The sequence below is a fragment of the Treponema sp. UBA785 genome (assembly GCF_002297065.1).
Classification (GTDB): Bacteria; Spirochaetota; Spirochaetia; order Treponematales; family Treponemataceae; genus Treponema_D.
Map to the genome: position 1 here is coordinate 1,507 of NZ_DBJD01000060.1, position 26,277 is coordinate 27,783.

Annotated in this window: 21 protein-coding genes; 11 read left to right on the forward strand and 10 right to left on the reverse strand. The window is 41.6% G+C overall.

Features of this window, described 5'->3' with window-relative positions; all coding sequences use genetic code 11:
* On the reverse strand, positions 1 to 728 hold a 728-nt coding region (locus tag B2X33_RS04985), incomplete at its 3' end, for a type I restriction endonuclease (protein ID WP_296668075.1).
* A gap of 319 nt (positions 729 to 1,047) precedes the next feature.
* On the opposite strand from B2X33_RS04985, the gene B2X33_RS04990 reads away from it, so the two are divergent.
* From B2X33_RS04990 to B2X33_RS05025, 8 genes are all read left to right on the forward strand, one after another.
* Positions 1,048 to 1,968 carry a hypothetical protein gene (locus B2X33_RS04990; RefSeq protein WP_296668077.1) on the forward strand — a complete coding sequence of 307 codons (921 nt, stop codon included), beginning with the start codon at positions 1,048 to 1,050 and terminating at the stop codon, positions 1,966 to 1,968.
* Positions 1,969 to 2,198: 230 nt separating this feature from the next.
* Positions 2,199 to 3,833 (forward strand): peptide ABC transporter substrate-binding protein, encoded by a 1,635-nt coding sequence (locus B2X33_RS04995; RefSeq protein WP_296668078.1) that lies wholly within the window; start codon positions 2,199 to 2,201, stop codon positions 3,831 to 3,833.
* A 215-nt stretch (positions 3,834 to 4,048) separates the two neighbouring features.
* A complete protein-coding gene (locus tag B2X33_RS05000; protein ID WP_296668082.1) occupies positions 4,049 to 4,987 on the forward strand; it encodes an ABC transporter permease in 939 nt (312 codons plus the stop codon).
* The gene (locus B2X33_RS05005; RefSeq protein WP_296668085.1) at positions 4,980 to 6,026 is read left to right on the forward strand and encodes an ABC transporter permease; all 1,047 of its coding nucleotides are present in this window, start codon (positions 4,980 to 4,982) and stop codon (positions 6,024 to 6,026) included. The genes B2X33_RS05000 and B2X33_RS05005 overlap by 8 nt, the downstream gene beginning before the upstream one ends.
* Before the next feature lies 1 nt (position 6,027).
* On the forward strand, positions 6,028 to 7,119 hold the full coding sequence (locus tag B2X33_RS05010) for an ABC transporter ATP-binding protein (RefSeq protein WP_296668087.1): 1,092 nt from the start codon (positions 6,028 to 6,030) through the stop codon (positions 7,117 to 7,119).
* Positions 7,112 to 8,050, forward strand: coding sequence for an ABC transporter ATP-binding protein (locus B2X33_RS05015; protein WP_296668089.1), 939 nt, complete (start codon positions 7,112 to 7,114; stop codon positions 8,048 to 8,050). The genes B2X33_RS05010 and B2X33_RS05015 overlap by 8 nt, the downstream gene beginning before the upstream one ends.
* Before the next feature lie 461 nt (positions 8,051 to 8,511).
* Positions 8,512 to 9,090, forward strand: coding sequence for a flavodoxin family protein (locus B2X33_RS05020; protein ID WP_296019609.1), 579 nt, complete (start codon positions 8,512 to 8,514; stop codon positions 9,088 to 9,090).
* 138 nt (positions 9,091 to 9,228) lie between these two features.
* A complete protein-coding gene (locus B2X33_RS05025; RefSeq protein ID WP_296668091.1) occupies positions 9,229 to 10,806 on the forward strand; it encodes a glycoside hydrolase family 43 protein in 1,578 nt (525 codons plus the stop codon).
* Between the two features lie 10 nt (positions 10,807 to 10,816).
* Here the strand turns inward: B2X33_RS05025 and hrpB are convergent, their stop codons facing one another.
* Genes hrpB through B2X33_RS05060 form a run of 7 tightly spaced genes read right to left on the reverse strand, consistent with a single transcriptional unit; the run spans position 10,817 to position 18,970 of the window.
* Positions 10,817 to 13,282, reverse strand: coding sequence for an ATP-dependent helicase HrpB (gene hrpB / locus B2X33_RS05030; RefSeq protein WP_296668093.1), 2,466 nt, complete (start codon positions 13,280 to 13,282; stop codon positions 10,817 to 10,819).
* Between the two features lie 2 nt (positions 13,283 to 13,284).
* Positions 13,285 to 14,046 (reverse strand): ATP-binding cassette domain-containing protein, encoded by a 762-nt coding sequence (locus B2X33_RS05035; RefSeq protein WP_296668095.1) that lies wholly within the window; start codon positions 14,044 to 14,046, stop codon positions 13,285 to 13,287.
* Positions 14,039 to 14,833, reverse strand: a complete 795-nt coding sequence (locus tag B2X33_RS05040) for an ABC transporter ATP-binding protein (RefSeq protein ID WP_296668097.1) — start codon at positions 14,831 to 14,833, stop codon at positions 14,039 to 14,041. Before B2X33_RS05040 ends, B2X33_RS05035 begins: the two co-directional genes overlap by 8 nt.
* A 1-nt stretch (position 14,834) precedes the next feature.
* Positions 14,835 to 15,674, reverse strand: coding sequence for an ABC transporter permease (locus B2X33_RS05045; RefSeq protein ID WP_296019599.1), 840 nt, complete (start codon positions 15,672 to 15,674; stop codon positions 14,835 to 14,837).
* Positions 15,675 to 15,680: 6 nt separating this feature from the next.
* A complete protein-coding gene (locus tag B2X33_RS05050) occupies positions 15,681 to 16,604 on the reverse strand; it encodes an ABC transporter permease (protein ID WP_296668099.1) in 924 nt (307 codons plus the stop codon).
* A gap of 31 nt (positions 16,605 to 16,635) precedes the next feature.
* Complete coding sequence (locus B2X33_RS05055; RefSeq protein ID WP_296668101.1) at positions 16,636 to 18,135, reverse strand: ABC transporter substrate-binding protein; 1,500 nt, start codon at positions 18,133 to 18,135, stop codon at positions 16,636 to 16,638.
* A gap of 52 nt (positions 18,136 to 18,187) precedes the next feature.
* Positions 18,188 to 18,970 carry a type III pantothenate kinase gene (locus B2X33_RS05060; RefSeq protein ID WP_296668102.1) on the reverse strand — a complete coding sequence of 261 codons (783 nt, stop codon included), beginning with the start codon at positions 18,968 to 18,970 and terminating at the stop codon, positions 18,188 to 18,190.
* 169 nt (positions 18,971 to 19,139) lie between these two features.
* On the opposite strand from B2X33_RS05060, the gene trkA reads away from it, so the two are divergent.
* The 3 genes from trkA to B2X33_RS05075 are packed head-to-tail and all read left to right on the forward strand — an operon-like array spanning position 19,140 to position 22,971.
* On the forward strand, positions 19,140 to 20,555 hold the full coding sequence (gene trkA / locus B2X33_RS05065) for a Trk system potassium transporter TrkA (RefSeq protein ID WP_296019589.1): 1,416 nt from the start codon (positions 19,140 to 19,142) through the stop codon (positions 20,553 to 20,555).
* Complete coding sequence (locus B2X33_RS05070) at positions 20,556 to 21,995, forward strand: TrkH family potassium uptake protein (RefSeq protein ID WP_296668103.1); 1,440 nt, start codon at positions 20,556 to 20,558, stop codon at positions 21,993 to 21,995.
* Position 21,996: 1 nt separating this feature from the next.
* Positions 21,997 to 22,971: a DMT family transporter gene (locus B2X33_RS05075; RefSeq protein ID WP_296019585.1), complete on the forward strand. Its 975-nt coding sequence runs from the start codon at positions 21,997 to 21,999 to the stop codon at positions 22,969 to 22,971.
* Between the two features lie 62 nt (positions 22,972 to 23,033).
* On the opposite strand, the gene B2X33_RS05080 is transcribed toward B2X33_RS05075, so the two are convergent.
* Both B2X33_RS05080 and htpG read right to left on the reverse strand, forming a co-directional pair.
* Positions 23,034 to 23,960 (reverse strand): DUF1848 domain-containing protein, encoded by a 927-nt coding sequence (locus B2X33_RS05080; protein ID WP_296668104.1) that lies wholly within the window; start codon positions 23,958 to 23,960, stop codon positions 23,034 to 23,036.
* Between the two features lie 130 nt (positions 23,961 to 24,090).
* Positions 24,091 to 26,058, reverse strand: coding sequence for a molecular chaperone HtpG (htpG, locus tag B2X33_RS05085; RefSeq protein WP_296668105.1), 1,968 nt, complete (start codon positions 26,056 to 26,058; stop codon positions 24,091 to 24,093).
* Between the last annotated feature and the right edge of the window lie 219 nt (positions 26,059 to 26,277).

Here is a 26,277-nt window from a genome sequence, read left to right on the forward strand (position 1 = left end):
TTGTAAGGATAATTTTGAATATACGGCTCAACTTCAAGATGCTGCGGATTTTCCTCGCGGAAGCAGTTGAAAGGAGGAGCTTTGTGTCCGCCAGTGCAATAAAACGCGCCTTGAACAGGGGTAATTCCGCCCATGTTGTCGTATTCCATATTGTTGGAAAAAATCATCAGCTGCGTAATGTTGTTGAATCTTCTTGCTTTTTTATTCGGAAGCCGAAGATTATACTCGCGCTTTCGTTCCGCGGCAATGCCTTCTTTGTTGTTCGGAATCTTAACCTCAATGTAAGTCAATGGAAGACCGTTTATAAACAAAGTAATGTCAGGGCGGAACAGTTCCGTGTATTTGTTTTCCGCAGAATCGTCTTTTACATCGTAGCACGAGAATTCCGCAGTAACATGAAAAGTGTTGTTTTCAGGATTGTCAAAATCAATGAGCTTTTCAGAGCCTGCAGAAGCAAGACGGTGATAAAATTTTTCGCCCAAGTCATCGCTGTCAAGCTCATTTGAAATATCACGGAGAACCTGCCCGGCTTTTCTTTCGTCAGACTGGGGATTGAGCTTTACAAACTGCTTTTTGAAAATCTCTGTTAAAATATTTGTTTTTGGCTCAAAAAAAGTGCCTGCCTGCTTTAATGTAATTCTAGGAATGTATGTGTAGCCAAGCCTTACTAAATGCAAAACCGCAGGCAGCTGAACACGCGAATTTTCACAACCAAATTTATCAGACATATAATTTTCCGTTTTCTTCCATAAATAATTAAGGTTAAAGTAGAAAATTATTTTAGCACAGATTTGCGTTTTTTTTCTATTTTGGCGTACGGCGAATGTTAGACTTTAGGCTTTGAAAGACATTCAGGAAACTCGCAGCACAGATAAGCAGCAAATTTTAAGCAGATAAGCAACACTAATCAATGCTTCGCTTCTTTTTCATAAACCAAAAAGCCGGTTTGTGATATTATCTCTTTGGAAGATTTCTTGATGAAAAATCGTCTGGCCGCTGTTCAGCGCAAAAAGCGTTTTTTCTGACAGACTAACCAATACCAAGCCTATGAAAAAATCCACCGCCTGCTACCATTTGCCGGGGCTTTTTGAGTTTTTTGATTTCTACAGCGTGTTTCTGCCGCTTTTCTATAGCCACAGAGAATATTTTTATGACTGGTGCGAAATCGCCTCGATTTATGGCGCGCCGTCAGGCTGCATTTGGAACGGCGGAAGAACAGGCTTTTCAGGCGCAGAAGAAGCCAGCCCCCAAAAAGTCCTTGAACTAGTAGAAAAATACGGAATTTCCGCGCGGCTCACGTTCAGCAACTCGCTTTTAAGAAAAGAGCATCTTTCAGACAAGAAATGCAACGAAATCTGCCGTCTTTTTGAAAGCAAGAGCGGCAAAGCCAAAAACGGAATAATCGTCCACTCGGAGATTCTGCTCGATTACCTTAAAGAACATTATCCAGCTTTCTATTTTGTCTCCTCCACAACAAAAGTCATAACGGATTTTCAAAGATTTAAGGATGAGCTGGACAGGAAAGACTTCAGCTTCGTTGTGCCGGACTTCACTCTTAACAAGTCGCTTGAAAGGCTTGAATCCTTGACACAAGGGCAAAAAGACAAGGTGGAATTTCTGTGCAATGAGTGCTGCTGGACCGGATGCAGGGAGCGGAAAATCTGCTACGAGAACGTGAGCCGGAAAAATCTCGGCGAGGATAACAACTGCCCTGACCACATCTGCAGGTCGCCGGGAGGCAAGGACGGCTACGTGTTCTCAAATGCGATGAAAAATCCCTCTTTCATCGGAATTAGCGAGATAAAAAATATTTACCTTCCTATTGGATTTTCAAACTTTAAAATCGAGGGGCGAGGGCTTGGAAGCGCGATGATACTGGAGTTTCTTCTATATTATATGACAAAGCCTGAATACCAGCTGAATGTAAGGGAAGCGGTTTACCTTGACAGCATGCTTGACTTGTTCTGAAAAAAAACTGCCGGGCTTGCAACGAAGACGCATTTCTCTAGTGCCGCACAATTAAAGCCGCTCAAAACCATATCCGCATTTTTGCATTCTCTTACCAGTTCCACAAATTTCTTCCAAATTCCTCAGCCTTATTGAACAAACCTACCAATTTACTTATAATAACCTTACGTTTAGACAAAGACGGCTGGCTACTTATACGGTGAGCCAGCCATTTTTTTTGGAGGTCAAAAATGAAATCTTTGTTCAAGTGCGCGGCTTTAGTTCTTTCTGCGCTTTCCGTATTCGGGCTTGCTTCTTGCGGCGAGAAAAAGGCAAAAAGCAATGTCCTTAATGTTATGGTTGAAGTTGAAGTTGCGTCTCTCGACCCGCAGCAGGCAACAGACGGAACTTCCTTCGAGGTTATCGCGAACTTCACAGACGGTCTCAAGCAGATGGCAGGAGACGGCTCTACAATCAACGCATTGTGCGCCGAGGAAGCAGTCTCTCAGGACGGTCTGACTTACACTTTCAAGATCCGCGAGGATGCGAACTGGGCAAACGGCGAGCCTGTTACAGCTGACGACTTTGTTTTCGGCTGGCAGCGCGCGGTTGACCCGAAAATCGCTTCTGAGTACGCTTACATGCTTTCAGACATCGGACAGGTGAAGAACGCGGCTAAAATCATCGCGGGCGAGCTTCCTGTCGAGGAGCTTGGAGCAAAGGCTTTGGACGCAAAAACTTTGCAGGTTCAGCTTGAAGTTCCAGTCTCTTACTTTGACTCAATCCTCTACTTCCCGACTTTCTATCCTGTAAACCGCAAATTCTACGAGTCTGTGGGAGACAAGTTTGGAACAAGCGCGGACACAGTTCTTTCAAACGGAGCATTTGTCCTGACTGACTACCAGCCGGCGGCTCTCGCTTTCTCTTTGAAGAAGAACGACAAGTATTATGACGCGGCGAAAATCAAGCTCGACGGCCTTAACTATCAGGTTCTTAAAGACAGCCAGCAGGCTTTGATGGCTTACCAGAACGGCACTCTCGACATTGTTAAGCTTTCGGGCGACCAGGTTGACCAGGTTAAGGACGACCCTGAATTCAAGACAATCGGAGCCGGCTATCTCTGGTACATCTCGCCTATGATTGATAAAGTTCCGGCTCTTCAGAATCTCAACATGAGAAAGGCTTTCACTTTCGCTCTTGACCGCGAGTCTATCGTGAAGAACGTTGTAAAGGACGGCTCAATGGCTGCCTACACTCCAGTTCCGGCGGAATTCGCATACAACGAGAACGGCGAGGACTTCATCACAGCGCAGAAGGAATATCCTGAGCTTTGCGACTTTGACGCTGCAAAAGCTCTTGAATACTACAGCAAGGCAAAGGCAGAGCTTGGAAAAGACAAGTTCGCTTTCGAGATGATTGTTGACGACACAACAGTCCAGCAGAACGTTGCGGCAGTAATCAAGGAGCAGATTGAGAAGACTCTCCCGGGCGTTACAATCAATCTTCGTGTCGAGCCGAAAAAGCAGCGCGTTCAGGATATGCAGGACGGAAACTTTGAGCTTGCATTTACAAGATGGGGTCCGGACTATGCAGACCCGATGACTTATCTTGGAATGTGGATTACAAACAACTCGAACAACTACGGACTTTGGTCAAACTCAGCTTACGATGCCCTTATTGAATCTTGCGTTACAGGAAAATACGCGCAGATGCCAAAGGAAAGATGGGAGACTTTGAAGGCCGCAGAGAAAATCGTCCTTGAAGACACTGTTATCTTCCCGTTGTACCAGCAGGCGGACGCTTGCATGGTCAAGGCAAACGTGAACGGAATCGAATTCCACCCGGTCGCGCTCAACAGAGTCTACAAGAACACAACAAAGAACTAATTTTGGGGCTTACCCGCCATTCGGCGGGTCGGGCTATCCGCACTTCGCCGTCTTGCGCGGCTCATTCCGGCATTTTTTGCAAAAACGCTAAGCAAAACGCGCCAGCAAAAATGCCGGAACGCCTGCGGCGGTGCTACTATCCCTAAGCTATTCCGCTTGCAAAACTTGAGCATTGCACATTCTTAATTGCGCATTGAATTTCAGGAATTACAATTTTGAAAAAATACATTCTAAAACGAATTCTAATTTCTCTTTTCACACTTCTGGCAATAACACTAATCCTTTTTATCCTTCTCCAGCTTATGCCAGGCTCGCCTTTCAACGACGAGAAGCTTTCGGCAGACCAGCGTGCCGCTTTATATGCAAAATACGGGCTGGACAAACCGGTTTTTGTCCAGTTCTTCAAATATGTCGGAAATATGTTCCGCGGAGACTTCGGCGTGAGCTACAATATCTCGAAAAACACGCCGATTTCAACCTTAATCGCCTCCCGCCTGCCGGTCTCGTGCAGAATCGGATTTCAGGCGGTCTTTATCGGGGCTTTAATCGGCCTTGTGCTTGGAATTGTGGCGGCAATCAAGCACCGCACAGTCTGGGACACAATCGCCACGGTGATTTCTGTAATCGGGGTGAGCGTTCCAAGCTATGTTTTCGCGCTCGCGCTGAGCTACCAGTTCGGCTTTAAATGGAAAATCTTCCCTATGCTTTTCACAGCGCAGTCGCCATATTTTTCAAGCGTTCTTCCGAGCATCTCGCTTTGCATGTTCACAATGGCGTCTATTGCGCGCTTTACACGCACTGAAATGCTCGAGGCTTTAGGCTCTGACTATATACAGCTTGCGGAAAGCAAGGGACTTTACGGCTGGAGGCTTATCGCGCGGCACGCCCTTAGAAACACTCTGATTCCGATTATCACGGTCTTAGCTCCGCTCATCGTTGACCTGATGACAGGCTCGCTTGTAGTCGAGAAAATCTTCGCGATTCCGGGCGTCGGCTCGCTTCTGGTCACGGCAATCCAGTCGAACGACTACAACGTTGTAATCGCCTTGAGCTTTATCTACAGCGCGCTTTACATCGGAATTATGCTTGCGGTCGATATTCTTTACGGCGTAATCGACCCTAGAATCCGCCTTTCAGGAGCAGTAAATGAGTAAGAACAACACTATAATGCCGGATTTTCTTCCGGATGACTTCAAGCTGAAATCTGACAGCGCGAGAACGCAGGTTGACTCGAACTTCGCAAGCGTGAGCTACTGGAAGGAAGTGAGAATCCGCTTTTTCTCGAACAAGAGCGCGGTTCTTTCAGCGGTGGCAATCATCGTGATAATGTTCTTCGCCTTTGCAGGCCCGCATTTCACAAAATACACTTACTCAGAGCAGAATCTTGAACAGAAAAACTACGCGCCTCGAATTCAGGGGCTTGAAAAGCTAGGGATTTTCAACGGCGACGAGAATATGAGAACAACGTCAGGCAGCAGAAAGACGAATCTCTACGAGAAAAACGGCGACACTAACGTCTATTACTGGTTCGGCTCGGACACTCTCGGACGCGACATCTGGACGCGCACTTGGATGGGAACGAGAGTCTCTCTCTACATTTCAATCGTGGCGGTTCTAATCGACATGATTATCGGGCTTTCGTTCGGCCTTGTCTCGGGATATTTCGGAGGAATGACCGATTCTGCAATGCAGCGTTTCGCGGAGATTGTGAACGGAATTCCGCGCCTTGTAATCGTCACGCTTTTAATGCTGATTCTAAAGCCTGGAATTGCGACAATCATCTTCGCGCTGATGATCACTGAATGGATTGGAATGTCGAGAATCGCGCGCGCTGAAATGCTTAACCTAAAGGAGCGGGAATTTGTTCTTGCCTCACGGACTTTGGGAGCTGGAAATTTCTCTATAATTCTGCACGAGATTCTTCCGAACATAAACGGCCAGGTAATCACGCAGACAATGTTCTCTATTCCGACGGCGATTTTCACAGAGGCTTTCCTGAGCTTTGTGGGCCTTGGAATTCCGGTTCCGCAGTGCTCGCTCGGCTCTCTCATAAGCGACGCTTTCAACAGCTTTACAACGCATCCCTACCAGATTATTCCGCCGATTGTGGTTCTTGCGGTTCTTATGCTCAGCTTCAACATCTTGGCAGACGGACTGCGCGAGGCGATTGACCCGAAATTCAAGGAGCAGTGAGATGGGCGAAATGACAAACGACACAATTCTTTCTGTAAAAGACCTGAACATCTCGTTCAAGACAACCGCAGGAATGGTGAACGCAATCCGCGGAGTTGACTTTGACTTGAAGCGCGGCGAGACTCTTGCGATTGTGGGCGAGTCAGGCTCTGGAAAATCCGTCACGACAAAAACCGTGATGGGAATTCTAGCGAAGAACGCGGTTGTGAACTCAGGCGAAATCGTCTACAACTGCCTGGAGCCTGACAACAAGACTTACACAAAATACGACATCCTGAATATGAAGACACGCGACATCAGGCGGAACATCAACGGAAAAAACATCGCAATGGTGTTCCAGGACCCGATGACCTCGCTTGACCCTACGATGAGCATAGGAAAGCAGATTGCAGAGGGAATGATTTACCATTACCACACTCCAAAGCGCGAGGCCTACCAGAAAGTCCTGAAGCTTCTGCACGAGGTCGGAATCACGGACGCGAAGGCAAGAATGAAGAACTATCCCCATCAGCTTTCAGGCGGAATGAGGCAGAGAATCGTTATTGCAATCGCCCTTGCGTGCAGCCCGGAGCTTCTAATCTGCGACGAGCCGACAACCGCGCTTGACGTTACAATTCAGGCGAAAATTCTCGACCTTATCAAGGAAATCCAGAAAAAGCGCAGCCTGTCTGTAATCTTCATCACGCACAACATGGGCGTTGTGGCAAGAGTGGCAGACAGGATAAACGTGATGTACGCCGGAAAAATCGTGGAGAGCGGAACAGCGGACGAGATTTTCTACGACCCGCGGCACCCTTACACTTGGGGCTTGCTTTCCGCAATGCCCGACCTTGAGACGACAGGCGACCGCCTCTACACAATTCCGGGGTCTCCGCCGAACCTTCTCCACAAAGTTCAAGGCGACCCTTTCGCGCCAAGAAACGCATACGCGCTCAACATTGACGACAGGCTTGAGCCTCCGATGTTCAAGATTTCAGAGACGCACAGCGCGGCAACGTGGCTTCTGCATCCTGACGCGCCGAAAGTTGAAATGCCGGCGGAGCTTAAAGAAAGAATCAGCAGAATGAAAGAGGAGGCGAAAAAATATGAGTGAGAAAACACCGCTTTTAAAAGTAGAGAATCTTAAGCAGTATTTCAAAGTCTCCTCAAAATACACGGTAAAGGCCGTTGACAATGTGTCGTTCGAGATTTTCCCGGGCGAGACATACGGGCTTGTGGGCGAGAGCGGAAGCGGAAAATCCACAATCGGACGCAGCGTAATCCGCCTTTACAATCCGACCGCAGGCAAAATCACGTTTGACGGACGCGACATCTCGTCAAAAATGAAGGGCGATTCAGAGGAATATCTTCGCACAAATATGCAGATGATTTTTCAGGACCCGATGGCGTGCCTTAATCCAAGAAAAAAAGTTGGCGAGATTATCGGCGAGGGCTTGGACATTCACCATCTTTACGCTACACGGCAGGAGCGCGAGGCGAAAATCCAGCGTATCTTGAAAAAAGTCGGGCTTGCCCCTGAGCATATCGAACGCTATCCGCACCAGTTCTCAGGCGGCCAGCGGCAGAGAGTCGGAATCGCGCGCGCGCTGATTATGAACCCGAAGCTCGTGATTGCCGACGAGTGCATTTCCGCGCTTGACGTTTCAATTCAGGCGCAAGTTGTGAACATGATGAAGGACATTCAGGAAGAGACCGGCTGCGCATACCTTTTTATTGCGCACGACCTGAGCATGGTAAAGTACATCTCAGACAGAATCGGAATTCTGCACTTAGGACATCTTCTTGAGACCGGCACGACAGACGAGATTTTCTCTAATCCTGTTCATCCGTACACAAGAAGCCTGCTTTCCGCAATTCCGCGCCCAAATCCGGCCGTCGAGAAAAACCGCAAGATAAAAAGCTACAGCTACCACACAAGCGGAATCGACTACTCGAAAGGAACGCCTCACGTTGTGGAAGGTACGCACAAGGTTCTTGCCACAGATGCGGAATTCGCGAAGTGGACGCAAAAAATATATGAATAGACGCAGGTTTTGATGTAAAGGCGCTCGCCGCAGACCGACTGTTTTGAAATGCAGCACATTGAACGCAGATTAAAAGAGGATTTGCGCTGACAAACGCAGGCCTATACGACGGCAGCTGCTAATGCTAGCAAGTGCCGCAATACAACCTACGCGACGGCTACTGACAATGCTAGCAGGTGTCGTAATACAGCTTACGCGACGGCTACTGACAATGCTAGCAGGTGCCGCAATACAACCTACGCGACGGCTGCTGACAATGCTATAGGTGTAAGATGCATGTACACCGACCGGTAGTTGTTAGGATTGGAAACTTCTTTTTTTTTAAGTATATTAAAATTATCTTTAAAAGTTTGCGTTGCAAGCTTTCTTATCATCGGTTGTTTTTCACTTTGCTGCGAAACAACTTAAAAAGCCAATCATAAAACGGAAGTTTTAATCTTGATTTTTTATGGGAGTATTTTATGAAAGTTGTTTTGTTTAACGGCAGCCGGAAAGACAATGGCTGTACTTTTACAGCGTTGGATTTGGTAGCTAAGAGTCTTGAATTTGAAGGTATTGAAACAGAAATTTTGAATATCGGACGAAGAGTTTTTAATGGCGAAATTGAAGCTGTTGTAAAAACTGCTTCTGAAAAGGTTAAAAATGCTGACGGTTTTGTTTTTGGCTCTCCGGTTTATTGGGCTAGTCCTAGCGGCGAACTTGTTATGTTTATGGACAGACTCTGGGCTGCTGCCGGTGCGGATTTTAGATTTAAGCCTGCGGCTAGTGTTTCGACCTGCCGCCGTGCAGGAAATACTGCTACTCTTGATGTTATAAATAAATATTTTGCTTATAGCGCAATGCCAATTGTTACTAGCTGCTATTGGAACGAAGTTCATGGAAAAACGCCGGAAGATGTTCTTAAAGACGAGGAAGGCGTTCAGACAATGACAATGCTTGGAAAAAATATGGCATGGATTTTAAAATCCATTGAAGCTGGCAAAAAGACTGTAAAACAGCCGGAATGGGTTGAAAAAGTTATGACAAATTTTATTCGTTAGCGGAAAAAAGCGTAAGGGAATGGAAGGGCGGCAAAGCCGTTGCGGAACGTAGTGGAGCAATGCAGGCGAAAGCCGGAACCCTGGAACTCCCGACGGCAACAAGTTGCCGGAACGCCCCAAAAACCGTAGAATTAAAAAATGTATAAAAATCCGATTATTTTGTGTGATTATTCAGACCCAGATGTTATTCGGGCTGGTGGAAATTATTTTATGGTGGCTTCGAGCTTTAATTTTACGCCGGGGCTGCCGATTCTTTTTTCTAAAAACCTGGTTGACTGGAAGCTGATAAATTATGCTGCTAAAAACATTCCGCTTGAACAGTACAATTTTCCTCAAAATGCAAAAGGCATTTGGGCGCCTTCGTTTTCGTATTACAAGGGAATTTTTTATATAATCGTTGGTTTGCCTGATGAAGGAATTTTTTTAACTCAAACTGATGATATTTTTGGAAAATGGTCTCCGCTTAAATTGATTTATAAGGCGAAAGGTTTTATTGATCCGGCGCTTTTTTTTGATGATGATGGAAATGCTTATGTTTATCATGCCTATGCAAAAAGCCGGTGTGGTTTTAACAGCAGAATCGGGCTTTTAAGGTTTAATAAAGAACTTAAGGTCTGTGAAGGCGAGGATAAAATTATCTTTGACGGAACTAAAACTCAGCCGACGATGGAAGGGCCGAAAGTTTACAAGAGAAACGGATTTTATTATATTTTTGCGCCGGCTGGAGGAGTTGCGGAAGGATGGCAGACTGTTTTGCGTTCTAAAAATCCTGAAGGTCCGTGGGAAGAAAAAATTGTTTTGAAGGAAGGCGAGTCTGGAGTAAATGGACCGCATCAAGGCGCTTTTGTCGAAACTCCTTTTGGAGAAAACTGGTTTATTCATTTTCAAGACCGTGGAATTTTTGGAAGAATTGTCCATCTTGAACCGGTTTTGTGGAAAAATGACTGGCCTTTGATGGGAACTTCTGTAAAAACAGGTCTTATGCCTGGAGAGCCGGTTTTAAAATTCAGGTCGCCGAAATTTAATATTCTAAAAAATTTGAAAAATCCTTTTAAGAAACCAGTCTGCGCTTTTGAAAATTGCGGTCTTGAATGGCAGTGGAGCGGAAATCATTCTGAAAAATTTGCAAAGGCTGAAAAGAGTTTTAATCCGGATGCGGAAAATTTTAGACTGGCTGTTTTGCATCGTGGTTCGAAAAATCAAAACGGTTTTCCAGTTTTATGGAATTCTTCAAATATTTTAACTCAAAAAATTCAGTATGAAAATTTTTATTTAAAAGCTGTTCTTGACGTAAGCAGTTTGCCAAATGGTTCTCGTGCGGGAATGATTTTTCTTGCAGATGAATACGCTTCTGTTGCGATTGAAAAAACTGTTTTGGGTTTTGATTTTGTTTATTTAAAATCGAAAAACGAGGATTTGACGGACGAAACTAGAAGTGAATTTGAAGTTTATCGTGAACACTTAAACTTGAAAAACGAAAATCAGCCGATAAAAATTCGAATGGATTTTATTTCGTTCAGTATATATTCTGGCGCGGTTCAGTTTACCGTGAAGACTGGAAGAGGCTTTAAAAATTCTTTTAAATGGAAAAGTGATTTTTTTACAACGGAAAGCGCGCACTGGGTTGGCGGCCGGTTCGGAATTTACGCGATAGGAAATGCAGAGGCTGACGAAAAAGGCAGCGCTTTGTTTAAGTCGATAAAAGTAAGACATTAAAAATGTATAATTAACTATTGGTCGTTAGTCTGTAATTCCAATTGTGTTTTGGATAACGGCCTTTCATTTCTTTGCAGATTTCTATCCAGGCGCCAGACCAAAAGTTTTCCAGATTGTCGGTGATTTGCAAAGGTCTGCGTGCTGGAGAAAGAAGCTTTAAAATTACAGGAATTCCTGAAATTTTTGGAGTTGAAAAACACCCGAAAATTTGTTGAATTATAATTTCGAGAATTGGAACAGCGTTTAACAAACGAACGTTAGCTAAATAACCGTCGATATTCAACATTTCTGAACTGATAAGCCGGCTTTCGTATTTTATTTTCGCTTTTTTTCCATTTTCGAGAATAATTGATGAAGGAACAGAACTGTCGATTTTTGTTCCGTTCAAAAAATAAAAAAGAGCGTCAAAAACTATGTTTTCGTCAATTTTGCTGGAAGTTATAAACGGCAAAAGCCAGGTTTCTGCGTTTTTTTGCAGAGATTCAATTTGTGTAAAAAGTTCCGTTTCAATATGGTTTGCATAAAATTGTGCTCGAAGCAGAAAGTCAAAAATTTTTTTATCAAATGGAAGAACCGAAAGACCGTTTTTTTGAATTTCTGAGCAAAGAGCCTTTCCAAAATCATGCGGAGAAACAGGCAATTTTTTTTCTTTTAGAAGGATTGCGCCATAATAGCTTTTTTGTGTTTTTTTGGCGGAAAAAGTTTTTTTGTCAAACTCCAGTTCTTCTGTTATTTCAGAATGATTTTTGAGCCAGTTTTCGAGCTGAATTGAGTCGATTTTTTCAAACGAATAAATTTTTCCTGTTGAGCTTCCTGCATTTACTTCCGGAGCAATGAGCCATTCCGGGCTTTCCTGATACGCTTTTGCAAGAACTGCTTTGCGGGCAGAGGGAAATTGATATAAAGTCTGCGCGGTGTTTTTTAAAAAAGATTGCTCTTCAATTGGCTGTTTTTTTCCGAGCCTGTCTGGAAATCCGGAGAGAAAAAGTTCTGTTTGTGAAAATTCTTCATATCCGCTTGGGCTTGAAGAAAAACCGCACTTTTCGATGCGTTTTTTTAATAGCGAAAGAAATTTTTTCTTTTGTTCTTCGTTTGCAGTTCCGTATTGGCTGAATTTTAGGACGAAATTTAAGGCTTCCTCAAGGTGGTTTGTTTTTTTTCCATAAAGGCTTGCACAGGCCAGCCGCGGTTCAATTCCGAGTTCGAGGGCAAATTTTCCATTTTGAGTGATTTTTTCGTTTTCTAAAAAGCCGAATTCTGTTAAAAGCATTGCCGCGGCGTTCCAGGCGGATTTTGACGGAGAATCCAGCCAGAAAAATGAATCTATTTTTGTTGAGCCCCATTTTGCACATTCAAGAACAAGAGAAGCAAGGTTGCACCGGAGAATTTCTGGTTGAATTTCGCTATTGAGAATGTCAAATTTGCTCCAAAGTCTGACGCAACGTCCGCTCATAAGTCTTCCGGCTCTTCCTGCTCTCTGGTCGGCGCTGAACTGGCTTGCTTTTTCGGTTACAAGTCTTTCCATTCCGAGAGAAACATTCATTTTGCTGATTCTTGAAAGCCCGCTGTCGATTACTGTTGTAACGCCTGGAACTGTCAAAGAGGTTTCTGCAATTGATGATGATAAAATTATTCGTCTTGGAGAAGAAATTGGAACTTCTGAGAGAATTTTTTTTTGTTCGGACAAAGGAACCGAAGAATGCAAGGTCAAAATTTCCGCTTCCGCTGAAGAAAGCGAATTTTCTAATTCTGAACGGAGCTTGTTGATTTCTGCAATTCCTGGAAGGAAAACGAGGATTGAGTCGGTTCTGTTTTGATTTTTGACTAACGGACATTTGTTTATTGGCTGCGAAATTTCATCTAAAACAGCATTTTTTACCGAAATTTTGTCTTTATAAACGATTTCTACCGGAAACTGTCTGCCAGGAATTTCCATAACCGGAGCGGCTGGCTGTGATAAAAATTCTGCAATTCTTTTTGAATTTATTGTTGCCGACATGATTATAACAAAAAGGTCGTCGCGCAGAGACATTGCTTCTTTTAAAAACGCAAGCGCGAGGTCCGCATGTACAGAACGTTCATGAAATTCGTCTATAACTACAACATTTGTATCTTCTAAAAGAGGATTATTTTGAAGACGGCGCGTTAAAATTGCTTCGGTTATAACCTCAAACCGGGTTTTTTGAGATATTTTGCTTTCTAAGCTCAATGTGTAGCCGACAGTTTCGCCTGTTTTTTCTCCGATAAGAGAAGAAATTCTTTCTGCAAGAGCAACTGTTGCAAGCCGTCTTGGTTCGAGCATGAGGATTTTTCCGTTAAAATTTTCTAGAAGCGCGAGCGGAACTGCGGTTGATTTTCCTGCGGCGGTTTGTGCCGTTAAAACTAAAAATCTTGACGGAGAATTTTTTAAATTTTGGCAAATTTGCTCAAGGTAAGGAGTTATGGGAAGATTTTTAATTTTTTCGTTTATAAACATTTTTATTCAATTCCTGCTGCCTGCAGAAGAGTTTTTGTGTACGGATTTTCCGGGTTTGACAGAAGCTCGTCGGTCGGCTTTTCTTCGACAATTTGACCTTTGTGCATAACGCCGATTCTGTCTGCCATGTAAGCGACAACGTTTAAATTATGACTTATAAAAAGATATGTCAAATTCATTGATTTTTGCATTGTCTTGAGAAGATTTAGGATTTGGGCTTGAATTAAAACGTCGAGTGCGCTTACACATTCATCGCAAATTACAAATTCCGGATTTAAAATCATTGCGCTGGCAATTGCAACTCGCTGCCTTTGTCCTCCAGAAAGCTGATGTGGAAATTTTTCGAGAGAATCTGGCGGAAGCCCGACTAAAGTGCGCATTTCGTTTATGATTTTGCTGCGTTCAAGTTTTGTTTTGCCGATTTTGTGAATTATTAGAGGTTCTTCGATTATTGATTTGATTTTCTTTTTTGGATTTAGCGAAGAATATGGATCCTGAAAGATTATTTGGCAGTGGCGCCGGAAATTTTTTTCATCTTTGACAGGGGTTCCTTCAAATAAAATTTCTCCGGAATCTGGTTTTTTAAGGGCGCAAATTAAGCTGCTTAAGGTTGATTTGCCGCAGCCGGATTCGCCGACCAGCCCGTAACATTCGCCTTTGTTTATTGAAAGATTTACGCCATTTACGGCATTTGTAATTCCGTTTTTTGTTGAGAAAGCTTTAAAAACATTTTTACATTCGATTATTTTTTGCGGATTATTCATTTTGCCATTCTCCGAAATGTACAGGAAGTTTTTCGTGGCGTTTTTTTGCATCTGGAATGGAATCTATGAGCGCCTTTGTATATGGGTGTTGGGGATTTTTTAATATTTCTTCTGTTTTTCCTGTTTCTACGATTTTTCCTTTGTACATTATATAAATTCTTGAACAGAGTTTTTTTACAACTGTAAAATCGTGTGTTATTAAAAGAAGCGCCGTGTTAAATTCACTTTTTAAGTTCTGAATTATCGAAAGAATTTTATTTTGCGTTGAAACGTCCAGTGCGGTTGTCGGCTCGTCCGCAATTAAAAGCTCAGGATTTGTCATAAGCGCGCTTGCAATCATTACGCGCTGTCTCATTCCTCCTGAAAGCTCGTGCGGATAGCAGTTGAAAATTTTTTTTGTGTCTTCAAGTCCGGTCATTTTTGCAAGTTTTTCTGCCTGTTTTTGAGCCTCTTGCTTTGAAATTCCTTTTATAAGGGCTGATTCTTCTATTTGCTTGCCGATTTTTAAGAGCGGATTTAAACTTGTCATGGGTTCCTGGAAAATAATTGATTTATTTTTTCCGGTAAAAGTGATTGTTCCTTCAGTGATTTTTGCATTTTCCGGCAAAAGGTTCATTATGCTGAGAGAGGTTATTGTTTTTCCTGAACCGGATTCTCCGACGAGGGCGACAAATTCTCCGGGAAAAATTTCCAAATTTACGTTTTTTACTGCCGTAAAGTTTTTTTGCCTGGAGCAAAATTCAACTGACAAATTTTCTATTTTTAGCAAGGTTTTTTGTAAATTCATTTTATTTTCCATTTACTTCCGAAATTCCATCGCCAATTAAATTTACGCCAAAAACAAGAATTATCAGAAAAATAAGCGGAAAAATAATTCCTGCTGGATTTGTAAAAATGTAATGCTGGGCGTCGTTCAACATTCTTCCAAAACTTGGGTATGGCGGACGGACTCCAAGTCCGAGGTAGCTTAAACCAGATTCATTCAAAATTGCCATTGAAAAACTCAAGGTTGCGGTTATGAGAAGGTCGCTTAAAATATTTGGTAAAATATGAATGTACATGATTCTGAAATTTCCAGCGCCGCGGGCTTTTGCGGATTGCACAAAAAGTGAATTTTTAAATTTGATGTAGCCGGAACGGGTGATTCTTGTAAAGCGGGGAATGCTCATAATGCAGAGAACCAGAATTGTAACTTTGATGTCCGGTTCAAAAACCGCGGCGAGCATCAAAGCCAAAAGAATTCCAGGAAAAGCCATTTGTGTGCTGACAAGCTTCATGATGATTGTGTCGGCAATTCCGCCAAACCAGCCGCAGATTGAGCCTAGAACCAGTCCTGTAAAAAGTCCAAAAATCATTACAATAAAGCCGATTATGACAGAAATTCTCAGACCGACCATTATTCTGCTTAAAACATCGCGGCCAAGTGAGTCTGTTCCAAGAAGATGATGAAATGACGGCGGCTCAAGTTTTGCGGCGGCGTTTGTCAAATTTGGATCGTACGGAAGCCAAATTGTTCCTGCAAGCATGAATAGAATTATGAAAGAAAACATGCAAAAACCAGTTAAAAATGTTTTGTTTTTTAAGTATTTTGCCAGGTTTTCTTGAAGAATTTTCATATTTGAATTCATTATTGGCTACCTCTCAAAATTCCTTGTCCTTGGGTCAATAATTGAATAAAGAATATCGACCGCAAAGTTGCAGGTCAAAGCCATTGCGGCAAGATAAACTGTCAGACCTTGCAGCAGCGGAAAATCTCTTGAAGAAATTGAATGAATTATAAGTTTTCCAATTCCTGGAAGAGAAAAAACATTTTCAATTATTATGCTTCCTCCAAAAATATCTGCGGTAATAAGACCGAGAGTTGTAATGGATGGGATGAGCGCGTTTCTGAGCACGTGGCGAACGATAACCTGTTTTTCATTCAAACCTTTGCTTTTTGCCGTTCTTACATAATCCTGCTTTAACTCATTTTCCATGCTTGTTTTTATGTATCTTGCGAGAATTGAAGATGAGCCCAGCGAGATTGCCAGCGAAGGCAGAATAAGACTTTTTGGACCGTCAAAACCTACCGAAGGCAACATTTTTAATCCGACAGTAAAAATTAAAATCAAAATAAGGGCTGTGCAAAATGACGGCATTGAAACCCAAATTTGATTTAAGACAGAAAGACAGCGCCAGAGCTTTTTTTTTCTGTTGAGTGCAAATGTAATTCCCAGAAAAGTGCCGATTGCAATGGTAAAGACAAGCGAAAGCAACGATAGAGACGCGGTAGTTTTGAGGGCACCTGCAATTAAAGAAGAAACGCTTTGGTTATATTTGTAGGAAATTCCAAGATTTCCGCAAAATGCTCCTTTTAGCCAGTTTGCATAGCGCAAGGGAAGGCTTTGATTTAGCCCAAGTTGAAGTTCAAGAGCTTCAATTTGAGTCTGGTCTGCGTCTGGTCCGAGAATTGCAAGCGCCGGATTGCCAGGAAGAAGCTGGAATGTAAGAAAAGTCACCAGGGTTACAAGAAGAAGAGTCGTCATAAAGTCGATGAATTTTCTTACATAAAAGCTCATTTTTTGTTCCTTTTTTTTGTCGAATAATATTCTAGTCAATAAAGTAAAGTGTTGAAAAATCGTAAAAATTTACTGGATAAGGAGTGTAGCCGGCTATATTTTTTTGAGTGATGATATTGCGGCCTGGATCGCAGATAAAGACAGCAGGGCAGTCCATTGTAAGAATTTCCTGACATTTCTTAAAATAATCTGCGCGTTTTTTTAGATCGATTTCTGATTCTGCTGCTGCAAAATTTTTGTCATATTCAGGATTTCTATATTTTATAAAGTTGCGTTTGTAATCTGAACAGTAACGGCGAAGAACTTCTGACGGATCAATTTCTCCTGCAAATGCAATTACAGTTGTCTGATATTCAGCTTTTGAATAAACTTTGTCTAGCCAGGTTGTCCATTCAACAGGAACAATTGTGCAGTTGATACCAAGCGGTTTGAGCATATTTACGATAATCTGGGCAGTATCAACGTGAGGCTGGTAGTTTGCAGGAACTGTAATCGTCATATCGAACCCGTTTTTGTAAGACGACTGATTCATATATTCTTTTGCTTTTTCAATATTGTAAGAAAAAATTCCGGAAAGCTTGTCGTTGTAGCAATCGCCTAAAATCGGGCTAAAATTTGAATAAAGTTCAGTTGCAAAACCGTCAAAAACGCCGTTTATGATTTCTGTTTTGTCAATTGCGCAGGTAATTGCCTTTCGAACGTTGATGTCTGCAAGCGGAGGATAAGAATTGTTCATTCCAAGAATTTGAATCATATTTTGCGGATGACTTATGATTTTAAAGTTCTTTTCGAGCATTTTTGCGTTTGTTCCGGAAATCATCTGGGCAACGTCGATTTGACCAGACTGAAGCGCAGATATTGCTGAATTTTCGTCGGTCATAATGAGAATTTCGATGTTTTTTATTTTTCCAGCACGTTCTTTATCGTAGTAATCATCGTTACGTTCAAAAACTATTTTTTCGTGAAGAGAATATGAAACGAATTTATAAGGGCCTGTTCCAACCGGCATTGTTTCGTTGTCATTGTAATCGTGCAAAAGAATTGGACTTGTCGCTACAAGAAGCAAAAAGGCTCCAGAAGTTTTTTTCAGTTCAATTACAAAAGTGTAGTCGTCTGGGGCAGAAACTGATTTTACAATCTGCATATTGTCGGAACGTGCTGCAAGACCGTCGAGGCCTGCCAAATTTTTGTAAGTGAAAACACAGTCGGCAGAAGTAAATTCTGTTCCGTTGTGAAATTTTACGCCTTTGCGAAGGTTAAAAGTATAAGTTAAAAAATCGTCAGAAACTGAGTAATTTTCTGCAAGGGCAGGATAAAGAGAGCCGGTTTCATCATATTTTAAAAGTCCTTCAAAAATATTGTCTGTAACGGCGGCTGTTTCGGCAGCGGCAGATTTCCATGGAAAAAAACTGTCCGGTTCAGAGCACATTGTCATTCTCAAAGTGTCGTGAGATTTTTTTGTTCCGCATGAAGAAAATGCGAGAGCTGTTGCAATCAATGCCAGCGTCAAAAGTTTTATTGATTTTTTCATTTTTATGTTCCTTTTCTAGGTTTTTGCGGTCTAAAATTAACAGCAGCGTTTTTTAAGAATTAAGTTCAAGCGCCTTTTTTACGCCGATAAGCGTAAGTTCCGGGAAAATTTCGTCAAAAATATTGCAGTTTTCAAAAATTTTTGCAAAACCGCCAGTACCGACAATGTACGGCTTGTCTTCGGGATTTTCGCTTTTAAAGACTTCTGAACTGATTGTGCGGCAAATTTCTTTAATTGCGCCTGCTGTTCCAAAATAAATTCCAGACTGAATTGCTTCGATTGTTGCAGTTGCGCAGGCTTTTTCGCTTTTTTTTATATCGACATGCGGCAGTTTTGAAGTGCCGGAAGCAAGTGCCTGAACTGAAATTTTTAAGCCAGGAAGAATTGAGCCGCCTAAATATTCCTTGTTTTTTGTAAGCGCATGGATTGTTGTTGCCGTGCCCAAATCGACAATGATTAAATTTTTGTTTGGACAAAGCGAAACAGCGCCGATAGAGTCGGCGATTAAATCTGCGCCGATTTCTTTTGGATTCTGCATTTTTAGTTTTAGACCGTTTTTGATTCCGGCTTGAATAAAAAGAGGCTCGATTCCAAAATATTTGAGGATTCCACTGGAAAGAGAATAGTTGATTGGCGGAACAACTGAGCAAATTCCAATTTGAGTGATTTTTTCGGGAGAAATGTTGTTTTCCCGAAGAACAGAGCGAAGGAAAATTCCAATTTCATCGGAGGATGAATTTTTGTGAGTTGTCTGGCGGAACTGTAAAATCAGCTGGTCGCCGTCAAAAACTCCTCCTGTGATGTTTGAATTTCCAACATCGAGAGTAAGTGTCATAGTACCTGTCCTTAAGATCAAGTCTATTAAGGCAAATGCCTTTTAAGATGTGAAAAAAATTTGTAGTCACTGCTGCCAACGGCAGTCAATGCTTTTTTTAACATACAGTTTTGTAAAAAAAAAATAAAGTATTATGTAAAAAGTTTTTATTATTGAGTATAATTTGGTTATGAAAATCGTAATTGTTGGTGCCGGTTTTACTGGAATTCAACTGGCAAAAAGACTTGTAAACGGAAAAAATGATGTTGTTTTAATTGATAACGATGATGAAGTTGTAAGGCATGCTTCTAACAGTCTGGATTGCAATGTAATTCATGCGGAGGGCAATAATCTGGATGTCCTGGAAGAAGCTGGAATTAAAAATGCCGATGCCCTTGTTTGCGTTACCTCAAATGACGAAGTAAATATGATTACGTGTTCGCTGGTTGACGCTGTTTATCCGGATGTTACGAAAATTGCGCGTGTCCGGAACTATGCTTATTATGTGGACACGACATCTGTTGAAAAGGCAAAAAAACGCCGGCCGCTTTATGGCGTTGATTATATGGTCCATCCCGACGTTGAAGCTGCGGAAGCGATTGCAAATGCGGCAAATCACGGAGCTATTACCGATGTTATGCCTTTTGGCGACCAGTATGAACTTATTAGAATTACCGTAGAAAAGGGAAGCCGCCTGGAAAACCAGAAAATTATTAGTCTTCGGAAAATTACGGACAGGCCGATTCTTGTTGCCTATGTTGAAAGCAACGGCGAAACTCGCTTGCCAAGCGGCGAAACTGTAATTAAGGCGGAAGATTGCCTGGGCGCGCTGATGTTAAAGCAGGATATTCCGGAATTTTTAAAACTTTGCGGCTCAAAACTTAAAGAAATTAAAAAAATTGCAATTATTGGCGCTGGAAGGGTCGGAACAATTGTTGCCGAAAAGCTGATAGAACGAAAGTCTACTTTTATTACGCGGCTTTTTAAGCGTGAAGGAAATCCGACTCAAGAATTCTGCATTATTGACAGCGACGAGAGTCTTGCTAAGGCTGCTGCTGAAAAATTCTCTAAGATAAAAGTTTTTTGTACGGATGCGACGGAAGAAGGTTTTGTTGAAGAAGAAGGACTTGATAAATACGATCTTGTAATCTGTACTACTTCTAACCACGAATTGAATATTGTAATGGCGGCTTATTTTGAATCTCTCGGCATAAAAAACAGCATTGCGCTGGTTCAAAATAATGCTTTTGGCGAAATTGCCAGAAAAATTGGAATTGAAGTTGCTGTTCCAATTCGGGATACGGTTGTTGATTCAATTATGAGCCACTTAAAAGGAAAGGCGGTAACTGGTGTTCATACGGTCAATGACGGTTCTCTTGAGATTATGGAAATAAAAGTTGATGAAAAAAGTCCGGCAGTCGGCAGCACTCTCCGCGATATTGCAGAAAATGGTAAATTTTTGGTTCTGATGATGCAAAAAAATGGATCGGACGAATATTTTATTCCGATTGGAAGCACAAAAATTGAAGCCGGCGACGAAATTGTAATGATTACGACTCTTGAAGAGAATCAGCATGTGCTTGAAAAATTTGGAGCGGAACTTTAAATGCAGACGGTTTTTGTTTTTGTAAGAATTTTTGCAATTATTCTTTCGATAATTGGAACTTCGTTTTTGCTGCCGATTGGGACGGCGCTTGCTTTTGGTGAATATGAAGCGATTTTTCCGTTTTTAATTCCAATGGTTGTTGCGTGGATTTTTGGCTCTGCTTTTTATTTTGGCGGAAAAAAAGTTCCCGTAAGACTTGGAACAAGAGCAGTTTTTGTTTTTGTAAGTTTTGCCTGGGTTGCGATAAGTTTTTTTGGCGCAATTCCGCTTTTTGCCGGCGGTTGGATTAGTGATTTTTCGGGCGCGGTTTTTGAATCTGTAAGCGGTTTTACTACGACTGGAGCAACGGTTTTAAAAGATGTCGAAAGTTTGCCTCGCGCTGTAAATTTGTGGCGAATGGAAATGCACTGGCTTGGCGGCATGGGAATAATTGCGCTTACAACTGCTGTCTTGCCTTTGCTTGGCGTCGGAGGTTTTGCGCTTGTAAAAGCTGAATCAACTGGTCCGGAAAAAGGAAAAATCACTCCAAAAATGGCAAATACTGCAAAGGCTTTGTGGGGAATTTATTTTGCTTTGACGGTTATTCAGACTGTAATTTTAATGTTTTGCGGAATGGATTTTGTGGACGCTCTAAGCCATGCTTTTTCGACTTTAGGCACAGGCGGTTTTAGTTCAAAAAATGCAAGCATCGCAGGATTCAATTCTCTTTCTACAGAAATTGTCTGCACAGTTTTTATGTTTCTGGCAGGTGTAAATTTTAGCCTTTATTTTTACGTGATTACCGGAAAATTCACCGAATTAAAGAACAACAGCGAGCTCAAGGCTTATGTTGGTATTTTTGCAACTGTTGTTTTGTGCCTGGCTTTTTCGCTTGTTAAGTTTTATGGCGGTTTTGGAAAAGCTTTAAGATACGCTTCGTTCCAGGTTGCAACGATTATGAGTACGACTGGTTTTGCTACGGCCGATTTTATGAAATGGCCAGCGGCGAGCCAGTTTTTTATATTCATTTTGTTTTTTATAGGCGGATGTTCTGGTTCAACTTCCGGCGGTATTAAAGTTATTCGATGGGTAATTCTTGCAAAAAAAGCACGCGTTGAAATGCTCAAGATGATTCATCCTCACGGAGTTTTTTCTGTTCGGGTAAATGGTTCGCCAGGACGAGAAGATCTGGTTTTAAACATTGCGCCTTTTGTCTTTCTTTATTTTTGTCTTGCATTTATTTCTACTTTTGCTGGAACTCTTGGCGGACTTTCTGTTTTTGAGTCGTTTACGGCAAGTTTTTCGATGCTTGGAAACATTGGACCTGCTTTTGGTCCGTTTATGGAATATAGCTGGATTCCTTCGTTCTTAAAATGGATTTTTAGTTTTATGATGATTGCCGGTCGTCTCGAAATTTACAATTTGATAATTCTTTTTACAAAAGATTTTTGGAAAAATTAAAATGCTTAATTCATCTCTCTTAAAAAATAAAGGTCTTAATTATTGTTTTGCGTTGCTTGTAATTCTAATTTGGGGAATTACTTTTGTTAGCACAAAATATTTGCTGCGAAGTTTTAGCGCATTTGAAATTCTTACAGCCCGCTTTATAACTGCTTACGCAGTGCTTTGGCTTATGAAGCCAGAGCGAATGAAATTGTCTTGCAAAAAAGATGAGTTGTGGTTTTTTGCGGCTGGAGCGAGCGGAGTATCTGTTTATCAGTTTTTGGAAAATATTGCGATAGATTATACTTTGCCGGCGAATGTTTGCATTATTGTTTCAATATGTCCAATGTTTACTGCGATTATTGCTCAGATTTTTTTGAAAGAAAAAAATATTAACCTTCTTTTTGTTGTCGGATTTTTGGTTGCGATTTCTGGAATTGTGTTTGTTACTTTTAACGGTGCGCTCGTATTTCATTTAAGCCCAAAAGGCGATTTTCTTGCTTTGGCGGCCGCGGTTTGCTGGGCATTTTATTCTTTAAGTGTTACGAAAATCGCTTCATTTAATTTGAATCCGATAAGCTCTACTAGACGGCAATTTTTTTGGGCCTTGGTTTGTATGATTCCTATTGCGGTTTTTGGAATTTTGAATGGGAAAAATTCTCCAATGACTTATATAAATCTTTCTGCCGCGGCAAATGCTGAACGCTGGTCGGATATTTTTAACTGGTTAAATTTTGGATTTTTAGGAATTGCGGCAAGCGCTTTTGCCTTTGCGGTTTGGAATTTTGTTTGTAAAAATCTTGGAACTGTAAGGGTGACGGTTTTTCTTTATTTGACTCCAGTTGTAACGATTGTTTTTGCGTTTCTAATTTTGGGCGACAAAATTACCTTGATGGGAAGCATTGGCGCGGTTTTGACGATTTCCGGCCTTGCAATTTCTCAGGCGAGCAAGAGAAAAGAAAAAGGCAAGCGGAGTATGCCGAATAAAGGTTAGATGTTGATTTTCTGTTAAATTTGACAAAATCGTTCGGCTAAATGTTAGCGTTCGAGCGAAAATTAAAACATAAAAAGCTGCGAATCCTTAAAAGTTTCCTGTTTTGCTTGTTGAATAATGTCGTTTGGACGGGAATTTCCAATTAAAAAAGACGAATTTTTGTCGTGCTGTAAAAAATTTTTTTGAACGGTTTTTTCATCATAGTTTGCGTAACAGTATTTGCAAAGGTTTGGACAGGAATTGTAATATCCAATATCGCGCGTTGGAAGGCAGGAACAATTTTTTCTTAGTATTTGATGCACGTTTTTAGACAAACGGGCGTTAATTATCATTTCGATAAGTTCTTTTGAAATACATTCGCCTTTTTGAATGCCATAGTCAGATAAATCGAGTTTTTCTGCGCAAGATTCAATTTTTATTTCGTATTCTCCGGCAATTCTTGCAAAACTTCCAGCTAAAAATTTTTGGTCGCTTTCGCTTACTTCTTTTAACTCTGGAAATTTTTTAATTGTTTTTGAATACAAGTCGACAAAACTGATTACACAACGGTCTGTATAAGGAGAAAGTTTTTCGCACATTTTTTTGAACTCGCGGATATGAGTTGCCACCGTGTAAGTTGAATCAACAAAAATCGGATCGTATCGCCAGCAGACTTTTTCCTTGCCAAGTTTTTGAGAAAGCTCGGCAAAAGTTTCAATTACGGTTTGTTTTTCGGGAACATTAGGCTCGATTTCTTTTCCATACGGAGTGATTGTGACAAAAAAATAAGTTCCAAAATTTTTGAGTTCGTCCAGATAAGGAATAAGAGGCTTAGGATTTTTTGTGCAGAAAACAAGGCAGTCAACGGTTTTTGGCTCAAGTTTGTAACGTGTAACTTTTTGCGGAACATAAGGATTACGCACATCGACAAACCCGGCGCGGATACGATTTATAAGCCATTCAGAATAAAAAGCGGGAATATCCGTCCGTCCAGAAGCAAATATAATCATAAAAATATTATAGAACAAAAGCGGTTTTGTTGGAAATTGAGAAACTGAAAAATATTTTTTAAAGTAAAAAAATCCCCGCTGAACAGAACATTTTCCGTTCAGCGGGGACATTACGCTAAAAGCGGTTTTTCTATTTTACAATCAACTTGTTCATAGATTTTATAAAGTCTGTAGGACTTGAAAGTTCGGCTCCGCTTACGAGAAGCGCCTGGTCGAGAAGAACTTCCGAAACGTCTGAAATATAACCTTCGTCGGTTGCGTTTTCGAGCGTTTTTACGATTGCGTGGTCAGCGTTTACTTCAAGAATTGGTTTTACTTCTGGAGCTGTCTGGCCCATTGCGCGCATCATTCGTTCCATCTGGATCCCAGGATCGTTTTCGTCAACAACAATACAAGACGGACTGTCGCTCAATCTTTTTGAAAGAACTACATCTTTTACACGCTCTCCAAGCGCTTTTTTAATTTTTTCCTGAACAGGTTTAAAAGCTTCTTCCTTTTTCTTTGCTTCGTCTTTGTCGATTCCGAGCTCGTCGTCTGAACCTGCGCGGTTTACACCCTTGAGCTCAAAGTCTTTGTATTTCATAAGGCTTGGAATTACAATGTCGTCAATATCATCCGCCATAATCAATACTTCAAAGCCCTTGTTTTTGTATGCTTCGAGGAGAGGACTTGCACGAAGGTTCTTTTCGTTGTTGCCTGTAATGTAGTAGATTGCTTTTTGTTCCGGCTTCATTCTCGAAACATAATCTTTAAAGCTTGTCCATTTTCCGTCGCCGTTTCCGCTTTCGTCCGTAGACTTGAATCTTACGATTTCTGCAATTTCTTCGCGGTTTGCGTAGTCAGAGTAAAGACCTTCTTTTATTGGGCGATTGAAGTTTTCTACAAATTTATTCCATTTTTCAATTGCTTTTTTATCGTCGTCAGTAGGATTTTCTGCTTTGCGCGCTTTGTCCGCTGTTTCACCGAGTTTTTTAAATTCGCTCAAAAGTTTTTTTACGGAAGCCGACTTAATATTGTCCAAAATTCTATTCTGCTGCAAAATTTCGCGGCTTACGTTCAAAGGCAAGTCTTCCGAATCAATAATTCCTCTTACAAAACGCAGATAAGACGGCAAAAGCTCGCGGTCATCGTCTGTAATAAATACGCGTTTAACATAAAGTTTTACGCCGCTTTTGTAGTCTGCCTGATACATATCGAACGGAGCCTGCTGAGGAACATAGAACAAAGTTGTATATTCCTGGGTTCCTTCCGCATGCGTGTGAACATAAAAAAGCGGATCCTGGCTGTCGTGGCTGATTGTCTTGTAGAAAGCGTTGTAGTCTTCTGGTTTAAGCTCAGATTTTGGTCGTTTCCAAAGAGCAGATGCAGTGTTTACCTGATCAACTTTGTTTTCGCTGCCAGTAACGTTGCCTTTGTCGTCGTATTTGTTCTGTGTGTAGTGCAGATAAATCGGGAAAGCAATGTGGTCAGAATAGCGCTTGATAAGTTCTTCAATCTTCCAGCGGGAAGCATAATCTTTGCTGTCATCGTTCAAAATCATCTCGATTGCAGAACCGTGAGTCTCAGGCTTGTCGAATCCGAATTTTTTTGCTTCGTCAGAATCAGCCTTGATTTCTTCAATTGAGTAAGAATTTGTGCCGTCGCTCGACCATTTGTAAATTTTGTCTGTCGCGGCCTTTCGTGTATAAACATTGATTTCTTTTGCAGCCATAAAAGCCGAATAAAAACCAACACCAAACTGGCCGATTAAATTAGATTCGCCGGCATTTTTGTCGTTTGAAATTTTTTCGATAAAAGCCTTAGTTCCTGAGCGGGCGATTGTTCCGAGGTTGTTGTTCAAATCGTCCTCGTTCATACCGATTCCCGAATCCTGAACAGTGAGCACTTTTGCAACATCGTTAAAACTGATGTCAATCCGCGGCTCAGTCTTTAAATTTTTGTAAGCGTCTTCCGAAACCATAAGGTAATTCAATTTGTCCAGAGCGTCGGAAGCATTAGAAACAATCTCGCGCAGGAAAATGTCCTTGTTTGAATACATCGAATGAATTATCAATTTAAGAAGCTGATTAACTTCTGTCTGAAACTGATACTTTGCCATTTATCTATCTCCCAAACTTTAAAAGTTTTTCACTTTAAAAATAATAAAAAAAAACGCATAAGCATAGAAAAAAATAAAAATTTTTGGAGCGCATCTTCCGCAGAAAAAACAACATTCAGTCAAAAAGCACAGTTGCCGCAAAAACCGGCTTTCCACCCTTCGCTAGGCGCTCATTGCCGTCCGGCAACTCCGGGGTTCCAATCCGGGCTGCAAGCCCGG